Here is a 24,064-nt window from a genome sequence, read left to right on the forward strand (position 1 = left end):
TAGCCATTATTATCGTTTTGTTCCACAAAATGACCTTGACCAACGTATCGCATTCGCCGTGCCTGACACCGAAACGATACGTTTTTTTGTGCGTATTTTCGCAATCTTTTTCGGACCGAACGAAGGCGCCGAACGGTAAAAAAATACTGACTGTCAGGAGCATGAAAAAATGAATTTTGCCGCATTGAAGGCTGAAATAATAGAAGAAAGCAAAAAGTTGGGCATCGATAAACTGGGTTTCACGACTGCCGAACCTTTTGAATATATGTTGGAAAGTCTGAAGGAACAACATTCAAAGGGCCATACGGTCGGGTTTGAGCACCCGGTTCTGGACGAACGGATTTATCCGGACCGGATATTCGAAAAGCCGCAATCGATCCTTTCGATCGCGTTGGCTTACCCGAGCAGAATGACCGAAAAGGCGGAGCGGACGCGCGGCGAACGTCGTGGTAATTTTTCGCGCGCTTCCTGGGGGACCGATTACCATGTCATCCTCCGCGATAGGATGGACCGCTTGATTGCCTTCATCCAGGAAAAAATTCCGGAAGCCCGCTTCAAGCCGATGGTGGACACGGGAGAGCTGATTGATACCGTGGTGGCGCAGCGGGCCGGATTGGGATTCATCGGCCGCAACGGGCTGTTGATTACGCGCGAGTTCGGATCTTACGTCTATTTGGGGGAGATCATCACTGATATCCCTTTTCCTGCGGATGACCCGGGTGTCTTCGGCTGCGGGGAGTGCACGCGTTGCGTGGACTTCTGTCCGACCGGAGCGATCCTCGGAAACGGCCAATTGAACCCGAAAATCTGCCTGTCCTACCAGACGCAGACAAAAGGGTACATGCCGGAAGAGTACCGCAAAAAGATCAGCCACGTCATTTACGGATGTGATATTTGCCAGCAAGTCTGTCCATATAATCGGGGCATGGATCATCACCTGCATCCGGAAATGGAGCCGGAACCGGAAAGTGTCACGCCTGTTCTGCAGCCGATGCTGACGATCTCTAATCGGGAATTCAAGGAGCAATTCGGACATTTGGCTGGTTCGTGGCGCGGCAAAAAGCCGCTGCAACGCAACGCGGTCATTGCTTTGGCGAATTACCGCGACCGGACGGCGATTCCGGAACTGCTGCGGATGGTTGAGCAGGATCCCCGGCCGGTTCTGCGCGGGACGGCTGCTTGGGCCATCGCGGAAATTGTGCGCGAAGCCAATCCGGAATTGTTGGCTTTTTTCTCCGAACGACTTATAATCGAAACGGACGAAGAAACCAAAGCCGAAATGGAGAAGGCTTATCTGAAAATACTTGATATCAAAGAAGCAGATTAATCTAACAGAATAAAGGAGTCTCACTTATGACCAACCATATCGTACTATTTGAACCGCAGATCCCTGCGAATACAGGCAATATCGCGCGCACTTGTGCTGCAACCAATACAACTTTACATCTGATCGAACCTTTGGGCTTTTCAACCGATGATAAGCAGCTGAAACGTGCCGGACTCGATTATTGGCATGATGTCAACATCATCCATCATGCAGATCTGGCGGCATTCCTCGACTATCTGGGCGACCGCCAGCTGTATCTGATCACAAAGTTCGCCGACCGCATCTACAGCGAGGCCGACTTCACGAAGGATGAGGATGTCTTCTTCATCTTCGGCAAAGAGACGACCGGATTGCCTGAAACTTTCATGCAGGAAAACGCTGAAAAATGCCTGCGCATTCCGATGAATGATGAGCATGTGCGTTCCCTGAACCTTTCGAACACAGCCTGCATGATCGTCTATGAGGCATTGCGTCAGCAAGGTTTCCCCAATCTGGAATTGACCCACACCTATGAGAACGACAAGTTGAAGGGTTGAACGAACCCGTTCCGCTTTTAAACCGTTCGGCCGAAGCAAAAAAGCTTCGGCCGTTCTTTTTTTATTTCCGTCGAATAGGTATAATGGATGTAACGGAAAATCGAAAAGGGGATGGAATGATGGAAAAAGCTGCATTATTGGCCTTACAGAATGGATCGGATGTTCGCGGGATTGCGATTCCGACGGAAAAACATGAAGCGACGCTTACGGCGGATAAAGTGACGCGCATCGGATATGGTTTCGTGGACTGGCTCCAAAAAGGGAAAAACATCAGCTTGAGCGGCGAAAAGAAAGTCAAAATTGCGATCGGACAGGACAGCCGCTTATCCGGTGGTGACATCAAAAAGGCACTTATGGCAGGGATGGCGCCGTATGCCATCGAGATCATCGATGTCGGTCTTTGCACTACGCCGGCGATGTTCATGTCGACGCAGTACGAAGATTACGCGACGGATGCAGCAATCATGATCACCGCAAGCCATCTTCCTTTTGAATACAATGGGCTGAAATTCTTCACCAAAACGGGCGGAGCGGAACACGAAGATATCGAAGAAATTCTGGAATACGCATTCGAAATGCCTGAAGCATTCGTTGAAAAAGAACAAGCTGCAGTTGTGACCGAGATGGACCTGCTTTCAACTTACGCAGCCGATCTCCAGGACAAAATCCGCAAAGGGATCGCTTCAGCTGAAAACGCTGAGCAGCCTTTAACGGGACGCCATATCATTGTGGATGCCGGCAACGGAGCGGGTGGATTCTTTGTGGACCGGGTGCTGCAGCCTTTGGGAGCCGACACTTCAGGCAGCCAATTCCTGGATCCGGACGGCACTTTCCCGAATCATGTCCCGAACCCGGACAATAAAGCAGCGATGAAGAGCATCCAGGATGCGGTGATCGCAAACAAGGCCGATCTTGGGATCATCTTCGACACCGATGTGGACCGTTCCGCGATTGTCGACAGCGACGGAAAAGCGTTCAACCGCAATAATCTGATTGCGTTGATTTCGGCGGTGCTGTTGACTGAAGAGCCAGGTGCCACCATCGTCACGAATTCGGCGACATCCGCCCACTTGGAGACGTTCATCACGGAACTTGGCGGGGTCCAGGACCGTTATCTGACCGGCTACCGGAATGTCATCAACCGCGGCATCGAATTGAATGAAGCGGGCACCAATGCGGTCTTGGCTATCGAAACGAGCGGACATGCGGCGCTGAAGGAAAATTATTTCCTGGATGACGGCGCCTACCTGATCGCAAAACTGCTGATTGCCGATGCGCAGCTGTCAACGGAAGGCAAGCATTTGGGCGATCTGATCGCGACGCTAGGCCAGCCTGCAGAAACGATGGAGTACCGCTTTACAATCATCGAAGAACCGATTTTTGAAGTGGGCAATGCCATCATCAAGGATTTTGCCGCTTTCATCGCTGCCACGGAGGATATGACATTGGTTGCGGACCATCTTGAAGGCGTGCGCGTGAATCTGGGCGGACAGTACGGAGAAGGCTGGTTCATCCTGCGTTTGAGCCTGCATGAGCCGTTGTTGGTATGGACGATCGAAAGCGATGCAGTCGGCAAACTTCCGTTGATCGCGAAAACGGTGCTGCCTTTCTTCAAAGGACGTCCGGAATTGGATACGGGGCATCTTCATTAATATAATTTGATGGACAAAAAAAGACTTTGCGGTAGGCTCAAGTGCCTGCCGCAAAGTCTTTTCAGTTTGCTTATTCGGTTGCTTCGGGTCCTTCTGTTTCTTCTGGCTCTCCTGAATCGGCAGAGTCGATATGGTTTTTCAGCTTCCTTGTCGTAAAGATATCGATGACTAGGATCGAATTTTTCTCTTTTTGGATGGCCTTGAAACGGTAGCCGTGGTATTCGACTTCTTCGCCTTCTTTGACGTCATACTTTTGGTCCAGCAGCCAGCCGCCCATCGTATCCACGTTTTCGTTGTCGATGTCCAAGCCGAACAAGTCGTTGACATCGTCGATCAACATGCGGGCACTGATACGGTAATGATTCTCGCCAAGCATGATGAATTCAGGTTGATCTTTCGTCTCGAAATCATCGCTGATGTCGCCGACGATTTCCTCCACGATGTCCTCCATCGAAACGAGGCCGCTTGTGCCGCCGTATTCGTCAATCAAAATGGCGACTTGATTGTGTTCCTTCTGCATCTTGACCAGGAGTTCCTTGATCGGAATCGTTTCGATGACCGTGATGACCGGGCGAACGAAATCGGTGACGGTGAATTTGCTTTCGTCCTTGTTTTGGACAGCTTCGACAAATGCAGCGAAGACTTCCTTTGTGTTGATGACACCTACAATCGAGTCTTTATCCTCACGCATGACCGGATAGCGAGTATATTTTTCTTGCTGGACGACATTTGCGATATCGCTGAGCGACATGTTGAAGTCCACCGCTACGATTTCCGTACGCGGAACCATAATTTCGCGCGCCATCCGCTCATCGAAGTTAAAGACATTTTCCACGAATTGGTATTCTTCGCGGTTGATTTCGCCGCTCTTCAAGCTTTGGCTCATAATCAGGCGAAGTTCTTCTTCGGATACATTGTCATCCGATTCGCCGATTGTTTTCATCCCGATCGCTTTTGAAATGCCATTGGCGGTTTTGTTCAGCACAAAAATCAGTGGGAACATCACGCGGTACCAAATGTTCAACGGTTTCGCGATCCGCAATCCCATTTTCTCAGTGCGGCTCAAGGCGACGTTTTTGGGAACGAGTTCACCGATGATGACTTGGATGGAAGTCAAGACAGAGAATGAAACAACAAAGGACAGGATGGTCGCGATCGCATCGGGAATCGGCAGGTTGCCGAAAAGCGTATCGAACAGGCGTTTAAAGGTGGGATCCCCTAACCAACCAAGAGCGAGGGAAGTTATCGTAACCCCCAGTTGCGTCGCTGAAAGATAGCTGTCGAGTTTAACGGTCATATTTTTTAATAATTTTGCTTGCGGATTTCCTTCTTCAACCAGGAAATCCAGCCGGGAAGGGCGGATCCTCACGAGCACATATTCGGACATAACGAAAAAAGAAGCAATGAAAAGAATGAGGAAAAATAATAGTAAACCGGTTGTAATTGACATAATTGATTGCCTGCTTCCTTTATAGAGAGCAGACTTCACCTCCTGTGAAATAATGATCCTGAATAGGAAATTTCTTCACGAGATCTCTGGTTTCACGCTGAAACAAATGAAAGCGACCAAAAGAATCCCTGAAAATACGCGTTTTCGAAAATTCTTTTGGTCTACAGATGGTTGTCATCTGATGCGTTCTGTCCCACTGGTGCCACCTACCTTAATAATTATTTAAGCAAAATTCGGTTAATTCAAAACGATACTTATGCTAAAATTATAAATCAAAATAGAGAAATTGCAATACGAGAGCATTTCTGCGACTTAAGTCGGTTTCTTATTTGAGCGATTCCTGTTACTATGATACGGAATCTGTTGTTGCAATGTGCTTTCATGTGAAAAGCTTAGGTTGTGTCTCCACTGCCACGCGCACCGCAAAGGCATTCAGCAAGCTGGGGGGATGTATTAAATGAAGAAGGATGAAAAAATGCAAAATAAACCATTTAAAGAAATTTTGAAAGCCGGATGGGCCCGTTTCAATGAGAAACGCAAGAACCTCTGGCGGAAATACCGGATCAACAAATTTATCGTGTTGTTCTTGTTGATCGGTACATTGATCAGCAGCACCTATCTTGTTTTCTTGGCAAAGACCGCCAACGTCGAAAATTTGAAGGCCGGTCTGGAACAGACAACGGTCATCTACGACCGCTACGGCAATGAAGCCGGGGAACTCTATTCGCAGAAAGGGACGTTCGTGACGATCGACCAGATTTCTCCGAACATCCAGACTGCGGTCGTTTCGACGGAGGACAAACGTTTTTACACGCATACGGGGGTTGACCCGATAGGAATCGGCCGTGCCGCAGTCGGCTTCGTGCTGAATGGCGGGAATATCGTCGGTGGGGGTTCGACGCTTACCCAACAATTGGCCAAAAATGCCTACCTGACATTGGATCAGACGTTGATCCGCAAAGCCAAAGAGCTGTTTTTGGCGTTCGAAATCGAAAGCAAATACACGAAAGACGAAATCCTGGAGATGTACCTGAACAACGCCTACTTCGGGTCGGGGGTGTGGGGCGTCGAGGATGCTTCGCAGAAATACTTCGGAAAATCGGCGAGTGAAGTTAGCTTGTCGGAAGCGGCTGTACTGGCCGGAATCCTGAAGTCACCGAGCTACTACAACCCGATCGATAATTATGAAGCGAGCACTGACAGAAGAAATACGGTCCTGCAACTATTGGCGGACAATGCGTTTGTCGATCAAGCCACCGCAGATGCGGCGATCGCTGAAGATATCAATGTGGTGGATAACTATTATGCAGACAGCGGCTATAACTATCCCTACTATTTCGATGCGGTCATAAACGAGGCTATCAATACCTACGGCCTGGATGAAGAGGACCTGCTGAACCGAGGCTATAAAATCTACACCGGCTTGGATCAGGATTATCAGAACCAGATGGATGACACCTATGCGAATGCCTATCTGCCGGCTGCGGAAGATGGGACTTCGCTGCAGAGTGCTTCTGTGGCCCTGGAACCGGCAACCGGGGATGTGCTCGCGGTCGTCGGCGCTACGAATTATGAAGGTTTCCGGACCTATAACCGTGCAACCCAGATGACCATGGCACCGGGTTCAACCATCAAGCCACTGTCCGTCTATACGCCGGCTCTTGAGGCCGGATACGAAGTTGATGCGGAAGTGATGGATGATGATTCCTTGACTTACGGCGATGACGATTATTCCGTTTGGAACTATGACCAAAACAGTCTGTATGACACTTTGCCAATGTATCAAGCGCTTGCCGAGAGCAAGAACACTTCTGCTGTGTGGCTTCTAGACAAGCTGGGCATCCAAAAAGGGATCGCTAAGTTGGAGGATTTCGGTATCTCCATCGGTGAAGCGGATGAAAACCTGGGTGCCATCGCGCTGGGAGGGATGAGCACCGGCGTGTCGCCAGTTCAGTTGGCAAGTGCCTATACGACTTTCGTGAATGAAGGGGTGCGCACGGAAGCGCGTTTCATCACGAAGATTGTCGATGCGACCGGAGCGGTGATTGTGGACAATACGAATCCGGAAACGAACCGCGTCACGACAGCCGCAGTCGCTGAGGAAATGACGAGCATGCTGATGGGCGTGTACGCAGATGGCGGAACCGGCGCATCGGCGCAACCATCGAACGGGATGGTGATTGCGGGCAAGACCGGAACGACGGAACTTGATAGGGAAACAGGCTACATCAAGTCGCAATGGATGGTGGGGTACACACCCGATCTTGTCGTCGCTACTTGGTTGGGGTATGACGAAACCAATGAAGCCCACAATCTGAACAACGCCGGCAAGACGATGGCGAATTTGTACAGTGCCGAGATGGGGGCGTTGTTGTCGATCAGCCCGCAAACTGAATTTGCTGTCGCTGCTGCCGAAGAAACCTATGATGCTGGCATCATGAATGGGCTGAAAAATGGTCTGGATGAGTTCATGAACGAAATGGGCTCGTTCGGACAGAGCATCGGCGAGGGTTCGCAAAAATTGTTCGATTGGGCCAATGAGGCTTTCGGACAATAAAAATTGATTTGAGGAAAGACAAGCTGTCACGGCTTGTCTTTTTTTTGACATGCTTGTTGAAAGGAATGTCCGATAATTGTGGGGAATCGGACAAGCGGAGAGCGAATGTCTTGCGGGTTGTCCGATAAGGCGGAAGAATCGGACAAGCGGAGAGCGAATGTCTTGCGGGTTGTCCGATAAGGTGGAAGAATCGGACAAGCGGAGAGCGAATGTCTTGCGGGTTGTCCGATAAGGCGGAAGAATCGGACAAACAGAGCATATTGTTGTAGGGAATCGTTCGGCTTATTAAACAGTTTGAGTGCCTAAGCTGATATTACGTCACGGCCAAAGAGCGGCCGTTCACGTAATATCCTCTTAGTGCGCGATTTCTACCCGGGATTCATCACGCTCTGCGTAGACGCGTTCTGAATCCCGGAAATCTGTGCCTAAGCTGACTACCACACACGGACAAAGAGCGTCCGCTTTGTGTTAGTCCTCTTAGTGCGCGATTTCTACCCGGGATTCATCACGCTCTGCGTAGACGCGTTCGAAAAGTCAGCTCCCATTAACGTTTCACATCCCCCGAAGTGAACAAAAGAGGTTCACTTCGGGGGATGCTCCAACGTACGGGGAGCTAAACGACTTTTCTCACGCTCTGATAAGAACGTATTTTCGTGTTTTTTGATGGCTTTATTGTTCGGATAATGTTATAGTTTATGTAATATGCGAATGGAAGGAATGGGATAATGAGTAATATTTATGATACGGCTTATGAGTTGGAAAAAAATCTGCGTGAGGCTTCTGTTTTTACTGAGTTGTCTTCAGCTTATGCTGCAATGAGAGAAGATAAAGTGGCTTTTGATTTGTTTGAGGAGTTCCGTAATGTGCAAATCGGGCTGCAACAAAAACAAATGACAGGTGCGGCGATAACTGATGATGATGTGGCTTCTGCTCAAGCAATCGCTGAGAGAGCATCCGGCAACGAAGTCATCCAATCTTTGATGGCTAAAGAGCAACAGTTGAGCCAATTGATGGAAGAAGTCAATGCCATCATCACAAAACCGTTGCAAGAATTATACGCGCCTGCACAAGACTAAGACTTAATTTTTGACGATAAGCTGTGACCATTTCCGAAAGAATGGCCGGATGACAGATAGGGACAGGATTCAACGCATTGCCTATCAATGCCATCCAACGTTCTTCATCCGATATTTGGAGGAAATGGCGCAGTTTTTTTGATGCTTCTAGGAACATATAAAGATTTTTAGAATCAAAAGTGCATCACCGTAGGTGTTTTACAGGATTGCAAAATGTTTCATGCATCCAATATAGATGGCTAGCTTCACGGGTAAGCCCTTCGGAAATTAGATAAATCGTGCCTATTGCGCTCTACGATGCTCAGTTGCATGGGAGTCTTTGGGATTCATCCCTTAGACTCCCAGTACAAGGTGACCGTAGGGAACGTTGCATGGCTCGATTTCCTAAATTTCTTTCAGGGCTGAACGAACCCGTTCAGCTTTTCTTTTATTTGCCAAATTAAGCATAGCATGCGGAAAGAAGGACAGCTTGTGATTACATTTATCCATACAGCGGATCTCCATCTGGATAGCCCTTTTAAGGGGATAAAACAGCTGGAACCGCAACTTTTTGATGCCATTTACCAGTCCACTTTTGATTCCTTTCGGGAATTGGTGACGCAAGCCATCGCGGCCCAAGTGGATTTTTTTCTGATCAGCGGGGATATCTACGATGAGGAGAATCAGAGCGTAAAAGCGCAGGCCTTCCTGAGGGATGAATTGGGCCGACTGGATCGTTCAGGCATCCCGGTTTATTTGTCTCATGGGAACCATGATTTTCTCGGAAGGGAATCGCTCAAACTGCAGCTTCCAGGAAATGTCACAGTCTTCGAAAAAGCGGTCACGACAGAAATCCTGACCACTAAAGCAGGGGAACGGGTGGCCATTACCGGCTTCAGTTATCCTTCCAGATGGGTCGAGGAACGGATGATCGTTGAATACCCGAACCGGAATCATAGCGTGGATTACCATATCGGAATGCTGCATGGCTATCTCGAAGGCTTGAACTCTTCAGAAGGCGTCTATGCGCCATTTTCGTTGGGCGAGTTGAACGCGAGAAATTATGATTATTGGGCTTTGGGACATATCCACAAAAGGCAGCAGCTGCAGACGGCTCCGCCTGTCGTCTATTGCGGCAATACGCAAGGGCGCAATCCGAATGAAACCGAAGCGAAAGGCGCTTACCTGGTGACGCTCCGGAAAGGGATGGCTCCTGCATTGTCGTTCATCCCAACGGCGCCGATCGTCTGGGAGAAAGAGACAGTGTCGTTGCTTGGATGCAAAACCCTGAATGATGCATTCGCGCGCATCGAGGAACGCATGGACTACTATCGCTCCCAGAGTGAATCAAGTGTGCTGTTGTCGCTGCTGTTCACGGATATCCAGGAGCTGCATCCCGATGTCGTCAAAAAGATCGAGGATGAGGAGATATTGGAGGGTGTCAGACAACGGTTGGAGCGGCCTTTCATCTATCTGTATCAGTTGAAAATTGCGGTCGATACGGAAAAGGAACTATTTTCCTTTGATCAGGTCATGAAGGAAAGTTTTTCGAAAAGTTGGACGGAAATCAGCGCAGATGACGTATTCTATCAACAGCTGGACAACTTTTTCCAACATCCGCTCATGAGGACTACTTTCCCTGATTTAAAAAAAGACCGAAGCTTCAAAGAGGAAGTGCTGGCTGCAGCAAAGACCAGACTGGTGCAGGCGGTCGCGTTTGAGGAGGAAGACAGTGAAGATACGGAAGATTGAAATATACGGCTACGGGAAATGGGTGAACCGGACATTTGATGGTGTGCAGGATCTGCAGGTCTTCCACGGAAAAAATGAAGCCGGCAAAAGCACCTTGTCATCCTTCATCAACAGCATCCTCTTCGGGTTTCCCAGTGCCCGCAAGAAAGATCAGAATCTGTACGTCCCGAAACAAGCGCAAGCATACGGCGGTCGCTTATTTTTGGAGGACACGCGGTTCGGGGATGTCATCGTTGAGCGGGTGAAGGACCGCAATAAAGGGCAGGCCCTCGTCACGCTGCCGGATGGTGTGCAGCAGACGACAAAAAATCTCGGGCGTTTCCTGTTGGGGATGGACAGGGAGACTTTTGAGTCGTTATACACATTCAAAATAGACAGTCTGCTTTCCTTGAAAAAAACCCAAAAAGACGACCTCAACCATTATCTGTTGAGCATCGGCACCAGCGGGAGCGAACGTTTGCTGCAATTAGCCAAAGAATACCGGGATGAAGCCGCGAAACGCTTCAAACCGACAGGCAGCGTTCCGCCTTTGAACAAGAAGATACAGGCTGCTGAAAAACTGCAAAGGAAGCTTCAGCAAGCAAAAGCGAAAAATGCGACCTATGAAACGTCGCTGCTGCATTTATCGGACAGCCAAAAGCAGCAGGCCGAACTATTATCCCGTCAACAGGAACTGGAGCAGGAACAAACCGCAATCGCAGAAAGCTTGCGGTTGGCGGACAGCTATCAGGAGTGGAAACGGCTGAACAAGGAAATTACGGCTGTCGACTACAGTGAAGTGCCGGAAGATGCCCGTTACCAGTGGCAGAACCAGCAGGAAAAAATGGCCGCGTCGATCCAAGCGCAAACGCAACTCCAGGAAAGGTTAGCGCAGCTGCAGAAACAGTTGGGCGAATATGTCCAGGTGGAATGGTACAAGGTGCATCAATCGGAGTTTGCGGCTTTGCTGCACAGTGCAGCCAAAACGCAAGCGGATCTGAATAAGATGACTTATCTGGAAAATGAGATCAGCAACAACAAGGCTGATTTGGCCAAACAAAAAATGGCCTTGGGGTTGAATCTGGCCCTGCCCGCTCCGGAGCCGCTTAAGGAAGAAGAACGCGGGCGGTTGCAGCAGCTTGCGCAGGACATCCGACAGATCGAAGAACAGCTGCTTCGCTTGGACCACAATATCGGTTTTCATGCGGAACAGCTGGAAACCCTCCAGCAAGAAGAGACTCGCCTCCAACACGAGAAGCTTACTGATGAAGCGTATGCCACGCTGCAAAGCGATGTGCAACAGCCGAATCAAAGAATTGCTGCACCCGTCCCAACGAAAAGAAATCCGCTCGGCATGCTGTTTTTGGCTGCGGCTGTATTTTTAGTCCTGTCTTTTGTTCTGGCAGACTTCCGGGTAATTGCATGGGCGTTGTCTGCTGTGCTTGCTGTCGGTGGGGCTATCCTGACCAGAAGGAAGCAACAGACACAAACGAAGGACGTTGCCTCCCAAGAAGGCTCCTCCGAAAATGCGATGGAGCAATTTCTGAAGCAGGCCGCTGTCAGGGAAAGAATCTCGGCTGTAACAAGAGAGCTCGAAGAGTTGCAGGATAAGTTTTTGGAACTTTTGAACAGCCGGGAAGAAACGGAAGAGCGCGGAAACATGCTCCAAACCGAATGGACGACTTTCCTGCAGCAGAAAGGCTATCCGGCCCGAATGACGGCAAGGGAACTCCTGCAATTGGACCCCGGTGCCGTTTTGGCGGAGAAGGCCGCTCTGATAATCAATCAGGAAGCCGAAATGAGCGATCTTAATTTTGCCGTGGATAAATGGAACGAGCAAACTGCGTTCATCCGCAGCCGTTTCCACTTTGAACATCTGACAGTCACTGAAATGGTCGCACGCTTCTCCGAGATACAGAATGCCGTCGTTTTGGAAGAAAATATGGCTGCGAATGTTCAGGATAAAATCAATGAACTGCAGCAAGAGTTGGAACAGATCCAACGCGACCTTGCCGAGTCCCATCAACAGAGACAGCGGCTATTGGATCAGGCAAACGCAAAAACGGAAGCGGAATTCTACCAGTTGTTGGCTCTGAAGGAAAAGCAGGAGCAGAACCTCAAGCGCAAAGAATTGCTGGATGAGCAAGTCAATGGGCGCGAGCAACTTTTGGATCGTTATGGCGATGCCAAGAAAAGCGCGGATCTTTACGAAAAGAATGAACTGGAAATGCAGCAGTTGAAGACTGAATTGTCGAAACTGCAGCGGACTGAGGTTGAACTGAAGCATCAGCTGGAACAATTGGAAGAAGGCGGTACTTACAGTGCCTTGCTGCAGGAGTTCGCTTTGGCAGAAACCGAGCTGAGGGACCTTGCCATCGAGTGGGCCGGTTTGGTTACCGCCGGAGAATGGATCGAAGGGGCATTGCGGTACGGGAAAGAGGATCGCCTGCCGCTGATGTTGGATGATACCATAACCTTTTTCAGTCGGTTGACGGAAGGTGCATACACCGGCATCGCGTTCCAAAAGAACGGCATGAAGGTGCAGCGTAAGGACGGAACGACCTTCTTACCGAATGAATTGTCGCAGGGAACGGTGGAACAGTTGTACATTGCTCTGCGGCTTGCATTTGTGAGGAACACTGCCGATATCGTCAGCATGCCGATCTTGATCGATGATGGTTTTGTGAACTTCGATGAGGATAGGAAAAATATCATGTTTACGTTGCTGGAAGAGTTGAGCGAAGACGTGCAGGTGCTCTTTTTCACGTTCGACGACGTTTGCGTACAACGATTTTCACAGAAACAAGTATACATGTTAAAATAGGAGTGAAAGGGGCTGGTAGGGGTGGCCAAAAAAATATATGAACACGAAATAGATGATAATTTTGAAATTTATGTGCTGATCAAAAGTGCGGATATCCGTCTGGCAAAAAACGGCAAGAAATTCATCGCTTTTACTTTTCAGGACCGCAGCGGTCAGATTGACGGGAAGTATTGGGACGCAAAAGAGGAGGATATCCAGCAATTCCAGGCTGGCCAAGTCGTTGCCGTAACCGGCAAACGGGAAATGTATCAGAATAATCCTCAACTGCGCATCACAAAACTAAGGCTAGCCCGCGAAGGGGAACCAAACAGACCTGAACTCTATATGGAGCGTGCTCCGTTGAAATCTGAAGAAATGGTGGAGGAAGTCAGCCAAATCCTTTTTGAGATCACGAGCGCACCAATCAATCGGATTGTCCGTCATATACTCAAAAAATATCAACGGGAATTTTTCGAGTATCCCGCTGCAAAACGTCACCATCACGCTATCGTTGGCGGACTCGGTTTCCATACGGTATCGATCTTGCGGATGGCAAAAACGGTCATTCAACATTACCCATCAGTCAATAAGTCTTTGCTGTACGGGGGAGTGATTCTCCACGACATCGGAAAAACGATCGAGTTGAGCGGCAGCATGTCGACCGAGTACACGCTGAAAGGGAATCTGATCGGGCATATCGTCCTGATTGATGAAGAAATCACCAAAGCTTGTCTGTCACTGAACATCGATGAGGACAGCGAAGAAGTAATCTTGTTGAAACATATTGTTCTGGCGCATCACGGTAAACAGGAATTCGGATCACCGGTAACGCCGCATCTTTTGGAAGCCGAAATCATCCATCACCTTGATAATTTGGATGCTTCCATCAATATGATCGACACGGCCTTATTGCGCACGACACCGGGAACGTTCAGCGAGCGGATTTTCGGGCTGGAGAACCGCAGTTTCTATAAGCCGGTTTTTACGCAAGCTACTGAAGAAGGGCAATAACAAAAAAACACGCAAGTTACCAGCATCAAAAGGCTGGTAACTTGCGTGTTTTACATTAAAGTTATTAGTTTGCAGATTCGGATGTAGCTGATTCCGCTTCTTCAGTTGCAGAAGTTGCTTCTGAACTAGCTTCTGAACTAGCTTCTTCTGAAGTTGTTGCTTCGGATGTTGCGTCTGATGAGGTTGTTTCTTCAGCAGGCAAGAATTGATCGATCGCTGCTGCCAAGTCTTCGTCCTTGATTTCAACATTCGCTGCTTGGACGATTTTGGACATGACGGATGTCAGGTAATCATTGTCGGCAAGTTTTTCGTCCATCATCACTGTTTCGATGTTTTCGCGCTCTTCTTCCAATGTTCCTTTTTCAGTCTTCTCGATCATCTTGATGATGTGGTAGCCGTATTCGGTAGCGACTGGTGTTTGTGTCACTTCACCGACTTCAAGCGCATAAGCGGCTTCTTCGAATGCTGCGACCATCTCGCCTGCTCCGAACAATCCTGTTTCTCCGCCGTTTTCAGCAGTGGCTGTGTCGGTGGAGTTGGCCTTAGCTAATTCCGCGAAATCCGCGCCTGCATTGATTTGGTTGATCAAATCTACAGCAGTTGCCTCATCCGCAACCAAGATATGCTGTACGTTGATTTGTGGTTGGTAAGCTTCGTAATAGGCTTCCACTTCTTCATCCGTGAAAGTCGTTTCAGCTCTTACGGCTGCTTCGATCAGTTTGTTCAGATACAATACATCTTGGTATTCATCTTTATTTGCAAAGCCTGATTGTGACAAGATGTAGTTGAAAGTTTCTTCTCCGCCGTATTGTTCGATGGTAGTCAACAGTTCAGCTTCTGTTTCAGCTTCTAATTCATTGTCTCCGATTTTATCGTTCAATACGTCGATCAGAATCAAACGTTGCAAGACAGTTTCGCCGATTGAGGCTTTCATTGCGTCGTATAATTCATCTTTTGTGATATCGCCTGCTGGAGTCGTTGCGACAGTTTCGCCAGTCGCGCAGCCTGCTAATGTGATGGCCGTCAAGAAAGCAACGGACGTCAATGCTAATTTTTTTTTCATGAATGTGGCACTTCCAATCTATTTCTATTTATCTATCCCAAGAATAACTAATTATAAATATATCATAAACGCCGTGATTATGGAAAATATTCCTTAAAAACGCTAGCAAACTTCTCAGAAAATTCATATCTGAAGCCTGGTTCGGAAGCAGACAAAAAACGCAACATACAACAAAAAAAGGGGCCTCTGCCGCTTAAGGTGGCAAAGTGCTCCTCTTCTGGATTATTTTCCTCAATTCGGGCGGATTGAGGTTCTGGTCAGGAATTCCTGATCGTCGGGATTCCCGGAGTACCTTTCGCCGGTATTGAGGGTCGCGACCTTGTCCATATCCTCTTTTGATAAGCTGAAATCGAAGATGTCGCGGTTTTCTCGGATACGGCTCGGCGTGACCGATTTCGGTATGACGACGATGCCGCGTTCGATATGCCAGCGTAAAACGATTTGGGCAGGTGTCTTGCCATACTGCTCCGCAAGCTCAAGGAGCACAGCTTGCGTCAATAGGTCATTTTTGCCTTGCCCAAGCGGACCCCAAGCTTCATGGATGATTGCGTGCTGCGCCATGAAAGCCCGCAGTTCATCCTGTGGAAAGGCAGGGTGCGTTTCAATCTGATTGATCATTGGGATGATTTCCGTGTGCGACATCAGATCCTCGAGATGATGAATCTGAAAATTGGAGACACCGATGGCTTTGATTTTGCCTGCATTGTACAATTCTTCCATCGCTTTCCAAGTCTCGATGTAGTTTGCGGAAGCCCAGTGGATCAGATAAAGATCAAGATAATCCGTGCCCAAACGGTCCAGACTGGCCTGGAAAGCCGCTTTGGTTTCCTCGTAGCCGTGGTCATAATTCCAAACTTTTGAGGTCAAGAAGATTTCTTCCCTTGGGATGCTGCTTTCTTTCAAAGCTTGTCCCACAATAGCTTCGTTCTCGTAAATCATCGCGGTGTCGAAATGGCGGTAGCCAGCCTCCAAAGCAACGCGGATCGCTTCACTCAGTTCCTTTTCGTCTTTCATCTTGAAGACGCCCAAGCCCAGTTGCGGGATGGTTACGCCGTTGCTGAAGGTGATATTCTTGATTTCTTTTTCCAAATCGAACACTCCCATCTGAAATATATATGCGTGTGCATGGTTTCAGGTTAACATAGCCGAATTCAGCAAGCAAATCATCTGCGTCCAGTCGTGGCAGATTGCTCATAATGCCAATATTTGGTATCATAAGCTGATAAAAAGAAAGGAATGGGGGGAACTTTGTGAAATGTGAAATGAGTTCTGCGTTTTGCCAATGGCTGGAAATCAATAATTTTCATCTGAAAGTCGAGAGCACGCTGGAAAAAAGTTTGCAGACGAACCATAACCTTTCTCTGAAAGAGTTCTATGTCCTTTATTTCCTGTCACAGGAAGCGGAGAAAAAGCTGAAACTCCAGGATCTGGAGGAAAAGGTCGGCTTAAGCCAAAGTGCTGTATCGAGATTGGTCAGCAAGTTTGAGGCGAAGGGCTGCGGAGCGTTGGAGCGGAATGTCTGCGAGCAGGATCGGCGGATCATCTATACGACCTTGACGAAAACTGGTGCGGCGAAACTGGATGCAGCGGCTGCGACAGTGGAACAGGTGCTCACGGAATCTTTCGCGGCGATGCCGATACAGGCGCTTTTCAAACTATCCGATAATCAGACTAAATAGGGGTTCTTGACTGGACTCCTTATGACAGAAACACAGAAAAATACGACGCTCTAAATGACCGGTGATCCGGTTTGCATTTGGAACGTCGTTTTTTTAATTTCGATTATTGATTGGGTGCATCTGTCGCTGCAGGCATTTGCGATTCCATGCTCGCAGCGACTTTTTCCATATCTTCAGTCAATACTGCAATCTTATCGTTTATGCGGTTGATTCTGGGTTGAGCCTGTTGCGTAAAGCTCTCAATCGATTTTGCGACTTCCTCCGAAACTGAGTTGACGGAAGCCAACCCTTCGTTGGTCAATGATTGAATCGCATTGCGCAAACCTTGGACGCTTACGTTGAGGTCTTCGACCGCAAGTGTGTTGTCCTCAAGGTAAGCTTTCGCTTTCTCGCGATTTTCTTTTCCGCTGCGGGGGGTGTTCAGCAAGCCAAGCAGACCGCCGACTACCGTACCGAATACTATTCCTTCCATAAATGAGCGCATATCTATTCCTCCAGACTATCTTTGATGGATGCAACTACTTTTGCCAATTCTGCCTGCGAATATTTTCCTTCGTGCGTCTTCCATTTCAAACCAAAACCATCTGAATCCGAATCTTCGTAACGCGGCAAGAAGTGGATATGCGAATGGAAAACAGACTGGTAGGCTATCGATCGGTTGTTGTTCAGAATGTTCAATCCCAAAATGTCATCGCTGGATCGTTCGATTGCGCGCGCGATTTTAGGGATGCGCGAAAAGACTTCCTTCGCCAATTCTTCATCATATTCAAAAATATCAGCGACATGCTTCTTGGGTACCAACAGCGTATGCCCTTTTGTCACTTGTGATAAATCCAGGAACGCAATGACGACATCATCTTCATAGACAATGCTGCTCGGGATTTCGTGGTTCGCGATTTTGCAAAAAATACAATCTGTCATATGCTTGACCTCTTTCTGTTCATAATCTAGTTTATTCTATGCTCTAACTTTATCATATTTGGTTTTTTTTTGATATCCTGGGGTCGAATTGACGCTTCGCTCAGCAACATATTTGGGATGGGGCAAGGCTGTGCTATAATATAAGGCACAAACACATGCGAAAGGGACGGTTAAATGTCACTATTATTGGAGAATGTCACGGGCGGCTATACGCAATTGCCTGTCATAAAAAATATAAATTTTGAGGTCAAAGCCGGGGAATTGACTGGATTGATTGGATTGAACGGAGCAGGCAAGAGCACGACCATCAAACACATCATTGGTTTGATGATGCCTTTCAGCGGTAAAATCGCGATCGATGGCCGGACGCTGCGCGAGGACACGGAACGTTATCGCCAGTCCTTCGCTTTTATTCCCGAGACTCCGGTGCTCTATGAAGAACTCACTTTAAGGGAACATTTGGAAATAACGGCGATGGCCTACGGAATCACGGAAGCGGTGGCCATGGAAAAGGCGATGCGCTACATCCACGATTTCCGTCTGGAGGACAAGCTGGACTGGTTTCCGGCTTATTTTTCCAAAGGCATGAAACAAAAAGTGATGATTGTCTGCGCATTCATGTTGGATGTGCCGGTATATGTCATCGATGAACCATTCCTGGGGCTGGATCCGCTTGGCATCCACTCGTTCCTGGAGATGGTCAGGGAGAAAAAAGCGCAGGGTGCAGCCATTTTGATGTCCACACATGTGCTGGCTTCTGCCGAAAAAGAATGCGATAATTTCGTCCTGCTTCACCATGGCGAGGTCAAAGTGACAGGCACGATGGCTGACCTGCAGCGGGAGATGGGCATGCCGGGAGCAAGTCTCGATGAGCTTTACATCAGCTTGACGAAAGAAGTGGATCGATCATGAACCTGGAAACTATCTGGAAAAGAAGGCAGCAACTGCAACTGAAAAAATTCAGCCGCTACAGCAAATATATCTTCAATGATCATTTCGTCCTCGTGCTCCTCTTTCTGCTGGGAGCTTTGGCTTACCAATATTCCGAATTCGTGAAAACCGTGACGCCGGACTTCCTTTGGGGAAAGCTGCTGATCGTGTTTCTTTTTTCCGGCAGCATCTTTATCGGTAAGCTGGCGACCTTTTTGGAGCCGGCCGACCAAGTGTTCCTTTTGGCTAAGGAAAAGGAATGGGGGAGCTATTTCAGCAAAGCGAAAAAATACAGCCTGATCCTTCCGGCGATTCTGTTGTTATTTTTGGCAGCCGCAGCGATGCCGATGCTTTTTGCCGGGAGAACGATCGGGGCAAGTGATTTGCTGCCGATTTATGCAACCTTGCTGCTGTTGAAAGTTATCCATTTGGATCTGCTGGAACTGGGCTTGAAGATAGGCGATCGGAAAGTTCGCCAGAAAAATGATCTTTACTTGGCTTGCGCGGCGATTTTATCTTTCAGCGTCGCGATATTTTTTCATCCATGGGTTGCGCCGGTACTTGTAATTCTGTATACTATGTTTCTGCGTAAAAAAGTACAAGTAGCGTATGAGGCGCGCTATCCGCTCTATCAATGGGAGCAGATGATTGCCTCGGAAGAACAACGAAAAGCTCGCTTAAACCGGGTCATCAATCTGTTCACGGATGTTCCGCAAGTGAAGAGCAAAGCAAAAAGAAGAAAATATTTCGACGGCTTGCTTCGCCGTGTTGAAGGCAAAAGCAATTCCTACCAGTATTTATATGCACGGGCATTTTTGCGCGGGACGGATTACAGCGGCTTGTTTTTCCGGCTGTTGGCCATCGGGATGCTGTTGCTGCTTTTCACGCCGTCAGCCGGATTTTCTTTAGGGCTCAGTCTATTGTTCCTTTATTTGACAGGCTTCCAGCTGATGCCGCTGTATTTCCATTTCAATGAAAATATGCTGTACCGGCTTTATCCGACGCAGCGCGAAGATAAATTTGCTGGCTTCAAGCGTTTGCTCGGCTACCTTTTGGGAGTGGAAGGATTCCTTTTTGCGGGAATCATCTTCATCAATAACAGTTGGCAGACTGGCTTGGCTGCTGTCGCCTTAAACGCCGGGTTCATCTGGCTGTTCATCCAGTTCTATATAGGTGGGCGTACGGAAAAAAGGGAAGCGGCAAATTACTGATGCACGGGTTAAACTCGGTTCAGTTCCGAAATCACATGGAATATTCTTGACTGACTATGCAAAGAAATCTAAAATGATACTTGTATGCGAGTGATGGCCGTTGCGCTTTCAGAGCAAAACGAGCTGCGTCGCCGAATGAACACGTAGCGTATGAACAGAAGAGCAGACCGAGATAGCTGGGGCTTTCGTCCCGGCTCCTTCTTTTCAATGATATAAATTTATCAAATTAAAAGTGCATCACCTTTGGTGCTTCACAAGTTTGCAAAATATTTCATGCACCTAAAAAGATGTCTAGCGGTCCAAGCCTGCCTCTCGGAAATTAGATAAATCTGACCCATTGCGCTCTGCGATGCTCATTCAGGGCCAGATTTCCTAAATTTCTTTCGAGGCAGAGCGGGCTTGTACCGCTTTTCAAAACTAAAGATTAGAGTAAGGAATGAGCTCGATGGATTATAAAATGGACTCAGGGTGGCGGCTACATCCCATCGGAGGAGACACAGGACAAGCTTATATGGGCACCAGAGCCGAGGAAAGGGTTTTTTTGAAAAGAAACTCTTCACCTTTCTTAGCTGCGCTTTCCGTTGAGGGGATCACACCGCGATTGATCTGGACCAAACGGGTCGGCAATGGGGATGTCCTGACAGCTCAGGAATGGCTCAACGGCAGGGAATTGAATCCGGATGAGATGAAAGGGAAGACCGTGCGGGACATCCTGCATCGCATCCATCATTCCGAAAATCTCCTGAAGATGCTTCAGAAGGTAAAGGGTGAAATCTTCAACCCAATCAATTTTTACAACCTTTACGTTGCAGAGCTGCCGGATGACTTGAAATCCAATTCGGTCCTGCAACAGGTGACTGAATATGTGAAGAACAGCATCGCCAGCATCGACGACTCGCAAAAGACGGTCTGCCACGGAGATGTGAATCGGAAAAATTTCCTGTTGGATGAGGAAGACCGGTTGTATCTGGTGGATTGGGAAATGGTCAAAATTGCCGATCCGTTTTCGGACATCAGTACCTTGCTTGTGCAATACGTTCCCCATGAAGAATGGGGAGTATGGTTGGAGCAGTATGGCTTGCAGATGAATGACAATATGGAGCGCCGGTTGGAGTGGTACAGCATGATGGTGTGCCTCTGCCTGATCAAAAAGAGCCATTCGCAGGAACGCAATGTGGAAATGAACCAACTGATTCTGTTGCTGAAACAGCTTTATCAGAATCGCCTAAACAGTTATTTATGAAATCCTCTTCGTTTTTACACGGACGGAAAGGATTTCTTTTTTCGAAAAAAACAGTTAAGAAAGAGGAGAATTATGCGCGTAAGAAATAAACCATGGGCTGCCGAAAAATTGGCTGAAAGTACCCAATATGTAGTGATGGAACCAGCGGATTGGAAAGGGAAATGGCAGGAACGCTTCGGCAACGAGCAACCGATCCATGTGGAAATCGGCTCAGGCAAGGGCCAGTTCATCGTCGAGATGGCCCGCATGCATCCAGAAGTGAATTATATCGGTATCGAACGCCAGACGAGCGTAGCGGTCATGACGCTTGATAAGATGATCGAATCAGGTCTGAAAAATGTCCAGTTGCTGAATACGGACGGAGAGAATGTAGCGGATTTCTTTGCGGAGGGCGAAGTGGCTCGCGTTTACTTGAACTTTTCCGATCCGTGGCCAAAGTCCAAACACGATAAACGCCGCTTGACCTACAAAAACTTCCTGCGGAACTATGAGCAAATCCTGGTATCCGGTGGGGAAATTCATTTCAAGACGGATAATCAAGGCCTGTTCGAATATTCTTTGGCGAGCTTCTCGCAGTATGGCATGACTTTGAAGCAAGTCTGGTTGGATCTGCACAAGAGCGATTTTGAGGGTAACATCATGACGGAGTACGAAGCGAAGTTCTCTTCCCGAGGAGACCGCATCTATCGCGTCGAAGCAGCGTTCCCAAAAAAAGCAACGGCTGATTCAGAAAAATAAAACACAAAACAAAAGGGAGAACCAAAGCTGTGATTGCTTTGGTCCTTCCTTTTTCTGTGTTTCTTTCGAGGCAGAGCGGGCTTGTATCGCATTTCTTTTCTTTATAGTTTGTATAAGTCCAAAATGGTTCCTGTGTAGGCGTCGGCTATGAATTCATATTGTACCAACACGCCTTCTTCTTTACGTGAGATTCCGCCGTAGTACACATCCGTTTTTGAAGAATAACGACTGAGTGGGACTGGATGCAATTCGATCCATGATCCTTCAATCGGAGCTTCGGCCAAGAACATTTTTTTGACGTTTTCCAGTATTTTGTCGCCGTTTACGGTCCGTTTCTGTTCATAGCAAAGGGCTGTCACGACTGAACCAAGCACGAGTCCGGCTCCGAATAAAATACCGCCTAAGATTTCTTCTTTGTGTTTTTTGCACATGCATTTTTCCAAAAAGTTCATCATGTGTTCCTCCTCAAATTGATGCGCTTTCTTTTTTCTCCCCCAAGTATAGCAATAAAACGAAAAAAATAATAGGGAAACGTCGATTGCATAAGGCTTCGTAAAGGAAACGTTTCCTGGGCCGGACAATGCTTCGGACCGAATGGAATCGTTGCTATGACAACGATGCTGCGCTATAATGGAAAGAATAGTCAGACAATGAAGGGGGACAGGGAGCGGCATAAGGTTAAAGATATGTGCTGCTCCATTCAAATATGGAAGATAAAACATTTGCTATGATCAAAGAATTGACGGAATTGCAGGGCACAAGCGGAAATGAGCGCAATATCCGGAACTATATGCACGAAAGAATGGCCCCGTTGGTGGACCGCGTCGAAACGGACGGTTTGGGCGGTATTTTCGGAATCAGGGAGCATGCAGATAAAACGGCGCCGCGCATAATGGTGGCGGCGCACATGGATGAAGTCGGCTTTATGGTGGCAGGCATCACGGATCGCGGGCTTTTCCGGGTCGTGCCGCTAGGAGGCTGGAATGCCTATGTCGTTTCGGCACAGCGTTATACGCTGCAGACGTCAAAAGGCGATATTCCTGTTATCTCTTCATCTGTTCCGCCGCACTTGTTGCGTGGGGCCGATGAAGGAAAAAAAGTCAAAGTGACGGATATCCTCTTCGACGCCGGTTTCGATACGAAAGAAGAAGCGTTGGCATTTGGAGTCCGCCCAGGAGATACGATTGTTCCCCAAGTCGAAACGATCTGGACCGCCAACAAGAAAAAAATCATTTCAAAAGCATGGGATAACCGCTACGGGAACACGGTCGTTCTGGAGACGCTGGAAGCATTGAAGGATGAAAAGTTGCCGAACACGTTGATCGCCGGAGCCAACGTCCAGGAAGAAGTCGGGCTGCGTGGGACAAAAGGGGCCGTTCATAAGTTCAAGCCGGATCTGTTCTTCGCGGTGGACTGCTCGGCTGCTGATGACCTTACGACGACAAAGGATACTTTCGGCCATCTGGGGGAAGGGTTCCTTTTGCGGATCCAGGATCCAGGCATGATCACCTTGAAAGGGATGCGCGAATTCCTGTTGGATACGGCGGAAACGCACGATATCCCTTATCAGTATTTCGTTTCCAAAGGCGGAACGGATGCGGGAGCCGCCCATGTCATGAACGACGGGGTACCGAGCGCGGTCATCGGCGTCTGCGCGCGCTACATCCATACGCATCAGACGATGTTCCACATCGATGATTATGCGGCGGCCAAGGAAATGGTCGCGCAAGTCATCAAAGCATTGGACAAGAGCACTTATGAAACCATCATGGACATGAACTGAGGGGGAGCTTGATTATGGATAAACTGATAGATTTGGATCAATTCAAAGAACTGCGCGATTCGGGAAAAACAGTATTCGTCTTCATGACCAGCTGGTGCCCGGATTGCCATTACATCCGTCCGTTCATGCCCGAAGTTGAGAACAAATTCGCGGATTTTCGTTTCGTTGAAATAGACCGCGATGATTTCGGTACGTTGGGTGAAGCTCTGCAGATTTCCGGAATCCCGAGCTTCGTCGTCTATGCTGAGGGAGAGCTTTTGGGGCGTTTCGTTTCACGCAACCGGAAGACGCAAAAAGAGATTGAAGCCTTTTTGGAACAATTGTGATACTATTTCGTTTGGGCAATAATAAATGAAGAAACATAAAGGGGAAAA

General features: G+C 48.2%; 21 protein-coding genes. 15 read left to right on the plus strand and 6 right to left on the minus strand.

The features are described from left to right. Positions 1–169 precede the first annotated feature (169 nt). The 3 genes from queG to ACKPBX_RS12065 all read left to right on the plus strand — a co-directional run bounded on the left by queG (position 170) and on the right by ACKPBX_RS12065 (position 3,515). On the plus strand, positions 170–1,327 hold the full coding sequence (gene queG, locus ACKPBX_RS12055) for a tRNA epoxyqueuosine(34) reductase QueG (protein WP_119093208.1): 1,158 nt from the start codon (positions 170–172) through the stop codon (positions 1,325–1,327). Between the two features lie 26 nt (positions 1,328–1,353). Beyond that, on the plus strand, positions 1,354–1,863 hold the full coding sequence (trmL, locus tag ACKPBX_RS12060; RefSeq protein ID WP_086628414.1) for a tRNA (uridine(34)/cytosine(34)/5-carboxymethylaminomethyluridine(34)-2'-O)-methyltransferase TrmL: 510 nt from the start codon (positions 1,354–1,356) through the stop codon (positions 1,861–1,863). A gap of 119 nt (positions 1,864–1,982) precedes the next feature. Next, positions 1,983–3,515, plus strand: coding sequence for a phosphohexomutase domain-containing protein (locus ACKPBX_RS12065; protein ID WP_321381508.1), 1,533 nt, complete (start codon positions 1,983–1,985; stop codon positions 3,513–3,515). A gap of 70 nt (positions 3,516–3,585) precedes the next feature. On the opposite strand, the gene ACKPBX_RS12070 is transcribed toward ACKPBX_RS12065, so the two are convergent. Then, positions 3,586–4,965, minus strand: coding sequence for a hemolysin family protein (locus ACKPBX_RS12070; RefSeq protein WP_086628412.1), 1,380 nt, complete (start codon positions 4,963–4,965; stop codon positions 3,586–3,588). 475 nt (positions 4,966–5,440) lie between these two features. Between ACKPBX_RS12070 and ACKPBX_RS12075 the strand changes: the two genes are divergently transcribed. From ACKPBX_RS12075 to ACKPBX_RS12095, 5 genes are all read left to right on the plus strand, one after another. Next, positions 5,441–7,522 (plus strand): PBP1A family penicillin-binding protein, encoded by a 2,082-nt coding sequence (locus ACKPBX_RS12075; protein ID WP_319995531.1) that lies wholly within the window; start codon positions 5,441–5,443, stop codon positions 7,520–7,522. Between the two features lie 725 nt (positions 7,523–8,247). Beyond that, positions 8,248–8,598 (plus strand): YlbF/YmcA family competence regulator, encoded by a 351-nt coding sequence (locus tag ACKPBX_RS12080; protein WP_086628410.1) that lies wholly within the window; start codon positions 8,248–8,250, stop codon positions 8,596–8,598. Positions 8,599–9,069: 471 nt separating this feature from the next. Then, the gene (locus ACKPBX_RS12085; RefSeq protein WP_160117032.1) at positions 9,070–10,329 is read left to right on the plus strand and encodes a metallophosphoesterase family protein; all 1,260 of its coding nucleotides are present in this window, start codon (positions 9,070–9,072) and stop codon (positions 10,327–10,329) included. Then, positions 10,310–13,132 carry an ATP-binding protein gene (locus tag ACKPBX_RS12090; RefSeq protein ID WP_319995532.1) on the plus strand — a complete coding sequence of 941 codons (2,823 nt, stop codon included), beginning with the start codon at positions 10,310–10,312 and terminating at the stop codon, positions 13,130–13,132. The genes ACKPBX_RS12085 and ACKPBX_RS12090 overlap by 20 nt, the downstream gene beginning before the upstream one ends. A gap of 21 nt (positions 13,133–13,153) precedes the next feature. Continuing rightward, a complete protein-coding gene (locus tag ACKPBX_RS12095) occupies positions 13,154–14,122 on the plus strand; it encodes a 3'-5' exoribonuclease YhaM family protein (protein WP_140186099.1) in 969 nt (322 codons plus the stop codon). Positions 14,123–14,186: 64 nt separating this feature from the next. Here ACKPBX_RS12095 and ACKPBX_RS12100 read toward each other — a convergent pair whose 3' ends face one another. Both ACKPBX_RS12100 and ACKPBX_RS12105 read right to left on the minus strand, forming a co-directional pair. Next, on the minus strand, positions 14,187–15,185 hold the full coding sequence (locus ACKPBX_RS12100) for a peptidylprolyl isomerase (RefSeq protein WP_119093202.1): 999 nt from the start codon (positions 15,183–15,185) through the stop codon (positions 14,187–14,189). A 231-nt stretch (positions 15,186–15,416) separates the two neighbouring features. After that, a complete protein-coding gene (locus ACKPBX_RS12105; protein WP_407433219.1) occupies positions 15,417–16,289 on the minus strand; it encodes an aldo/keto reductase in 873 nt (290 codons plus the stop codon). A gap of 146 nt (positions 16,290–16,435) precedes the next feature. Between ACKPBX_RS12105 and ACKPBX_RS12110 the strand changes: the two genes are divergently transcribed. Beyond that, positions 16,436–16,864 (plus strand): MarR family winged helix-turn-helix transcriptional regulator, encoded by a 429-nt coding sequence (locus tag ACKPBX_RS12110; protein ID WP_200831742.1) that lies wholly within the window; start codon positions 16,436–16,438, stop codon positions 16,862–16,864. A gap of 103 nt (positions 16,865–16,967) precedes the next feature. Here ACKPBX_RS12110 and ACKPBX_RS12115 read toward each other — a convergent pair whose 3' ends face one another. Together ACKPBX_RS12115 and ACKPBX_RS12120 are read right to left on the minus strand one after the other, a co-directional pair. Continuing rightward, positions 16,968–17,348 carry a YtxH domain-containing protein gene (locus ACKPBX_RS12115; RefSeq protein ID WP_119093201.1) on the minus strand — a complete coding sequence of 127 codons (381 nt, stop codon included), beginning with the start codon at positions 17,346–17,348 and terminating at the stop codon, positions 16,968–16,970. A 2-nt stretch (positions 17,349–17,350) separates the two neighbouring features. Beyond that, complete coding sequence (locus ACKPBX_RS12120; protein WP_119093200.1) at positions 17,351–17,785, minus strand: HIT family protein; 435 nt, start codon at positions 17,783–17,785, stop codon at positions 17,351–17,353. Positions 17,786–17,959: 174 nt separating this feature from the next. On the opposite strand from ACKPBX_RS12120, the gene ACKPBX_RS12125 reads away from it, so the two are divergent. From ACKPBX_RS12125 to trmB, 4 genes are all read left to right on the plus strand, one after another. Next, the gene (locus ACKPBX_RS12125) at positions 17,960–18,697 is read left to right on the plus strand and encodes an ABC transporter ATP-binding protein (protein ID WP_119093199.1); all 738 of its coding nucleotides are present in this window, start codon (positions 17,960–17,962) and stop codon (positions 18,695–18,697) included. Continuing rightward, the gene (locus tag ACKPBX_RS12130) at positions 18,694–19,926 is read left to right on the plus strand and encodes an ABC transporter permease (RefSeq protein WP_119093198.1); all 1,233 of its coding nucleotides are present in this window, start codon (positions 18,694–18,696) and stop codon (positions 19,924–19,926) included. Before ACKPBX_RS12125 ends, ACKPBX_RS12130 begins: the two co-directional genes overlap by 4 nt. A 445-nt stretch (positions 19,927–20,371) precedes the next feature. After that, positions 20,372–21,169 carry a phosphotransferase family protein gene (locus ACKPBX_RS12135; RefSeq protein ID WP_119093197.1) on the plus strand — a complete coding sequence of 266 codons (798 nt, stop codon included), beginning with the start codon at positions 20,372–20,374 and terminating at the stop codon, positions 21,167–21,169. Positions 21,170–21,241: 72 nt separating this feature from the next. Then, positions 21,242–21,907, plus strand: coding sequence for a tRNA (guanosine(46)-N7)-methyltransferase TrmB (gene trmB, locus ACKPBX_RS12140; protein ID WP_086628399.1), 666 nt, complete (start codon positions 21,242–21,244; stop codon positions 21,905–21,907). Positions 21,908–22,008: 101 nt separating this feature from the next. Here the strand turns inward: trmB and ACKPBX_RS12145 are convergent, their stop codons facing one another. Then, positions 22,009–22,362 carry a PepSY domain-containing protein gene (locus ACKPBX_RS12145; RefSeq protein ID WP_233436803.1) on the minus strand — a complete coding sequence of 118 codons (354 nt, stop codon included), beginning with the start codon at positions 22,360–22,362 and terminating at the stop codon, positions 22,009–22,011. 251 nt (positions 22,363–22,613) lie between these two features. On the opposite strand from ACKPBX_RS12145, the gene pepA reads away from it, so the two are divergent. Both pepA and ACKPBX_RS12155 read left to right on the plus strand, forming a co-directional pair. Beyond that, on the plus strand, positions 22,614–23,690 hold the full coding sequence (gene pepA / locus ACKPBX_RS12150) for a glutamyl aminopeptidase (protein ID WP_086628432.1): 1,077 nt from the start codon (positions 22,614–22,616) through the stop codon (positions 23,688–23,690). Between the two features lie 14 nt (positions 23,691–23,704). Beyond that, complete coding sequence (locus tag ACKPBX_RS12155; protein WP_119093196.1) at positions 23,705–24,016, plus strand: thioredoxin family protein; 312 nt, start codon at positions 23,705–23,707, stop codon at positions 24,014–24,016. The last annotated feature ends 48 nt before the right edge of the window (positions 24,017–24,064 follow it).

The sequence above is a fragment of the Trichococcus shcherbakoviae genome, assembly GCF_963666195.1.
Lineage (GTDB): Bacteria > Bacillota > Bacilli > Lactobacillales > Aerococcaceae > Trichococcus > Trichococcus shcherbakoviae.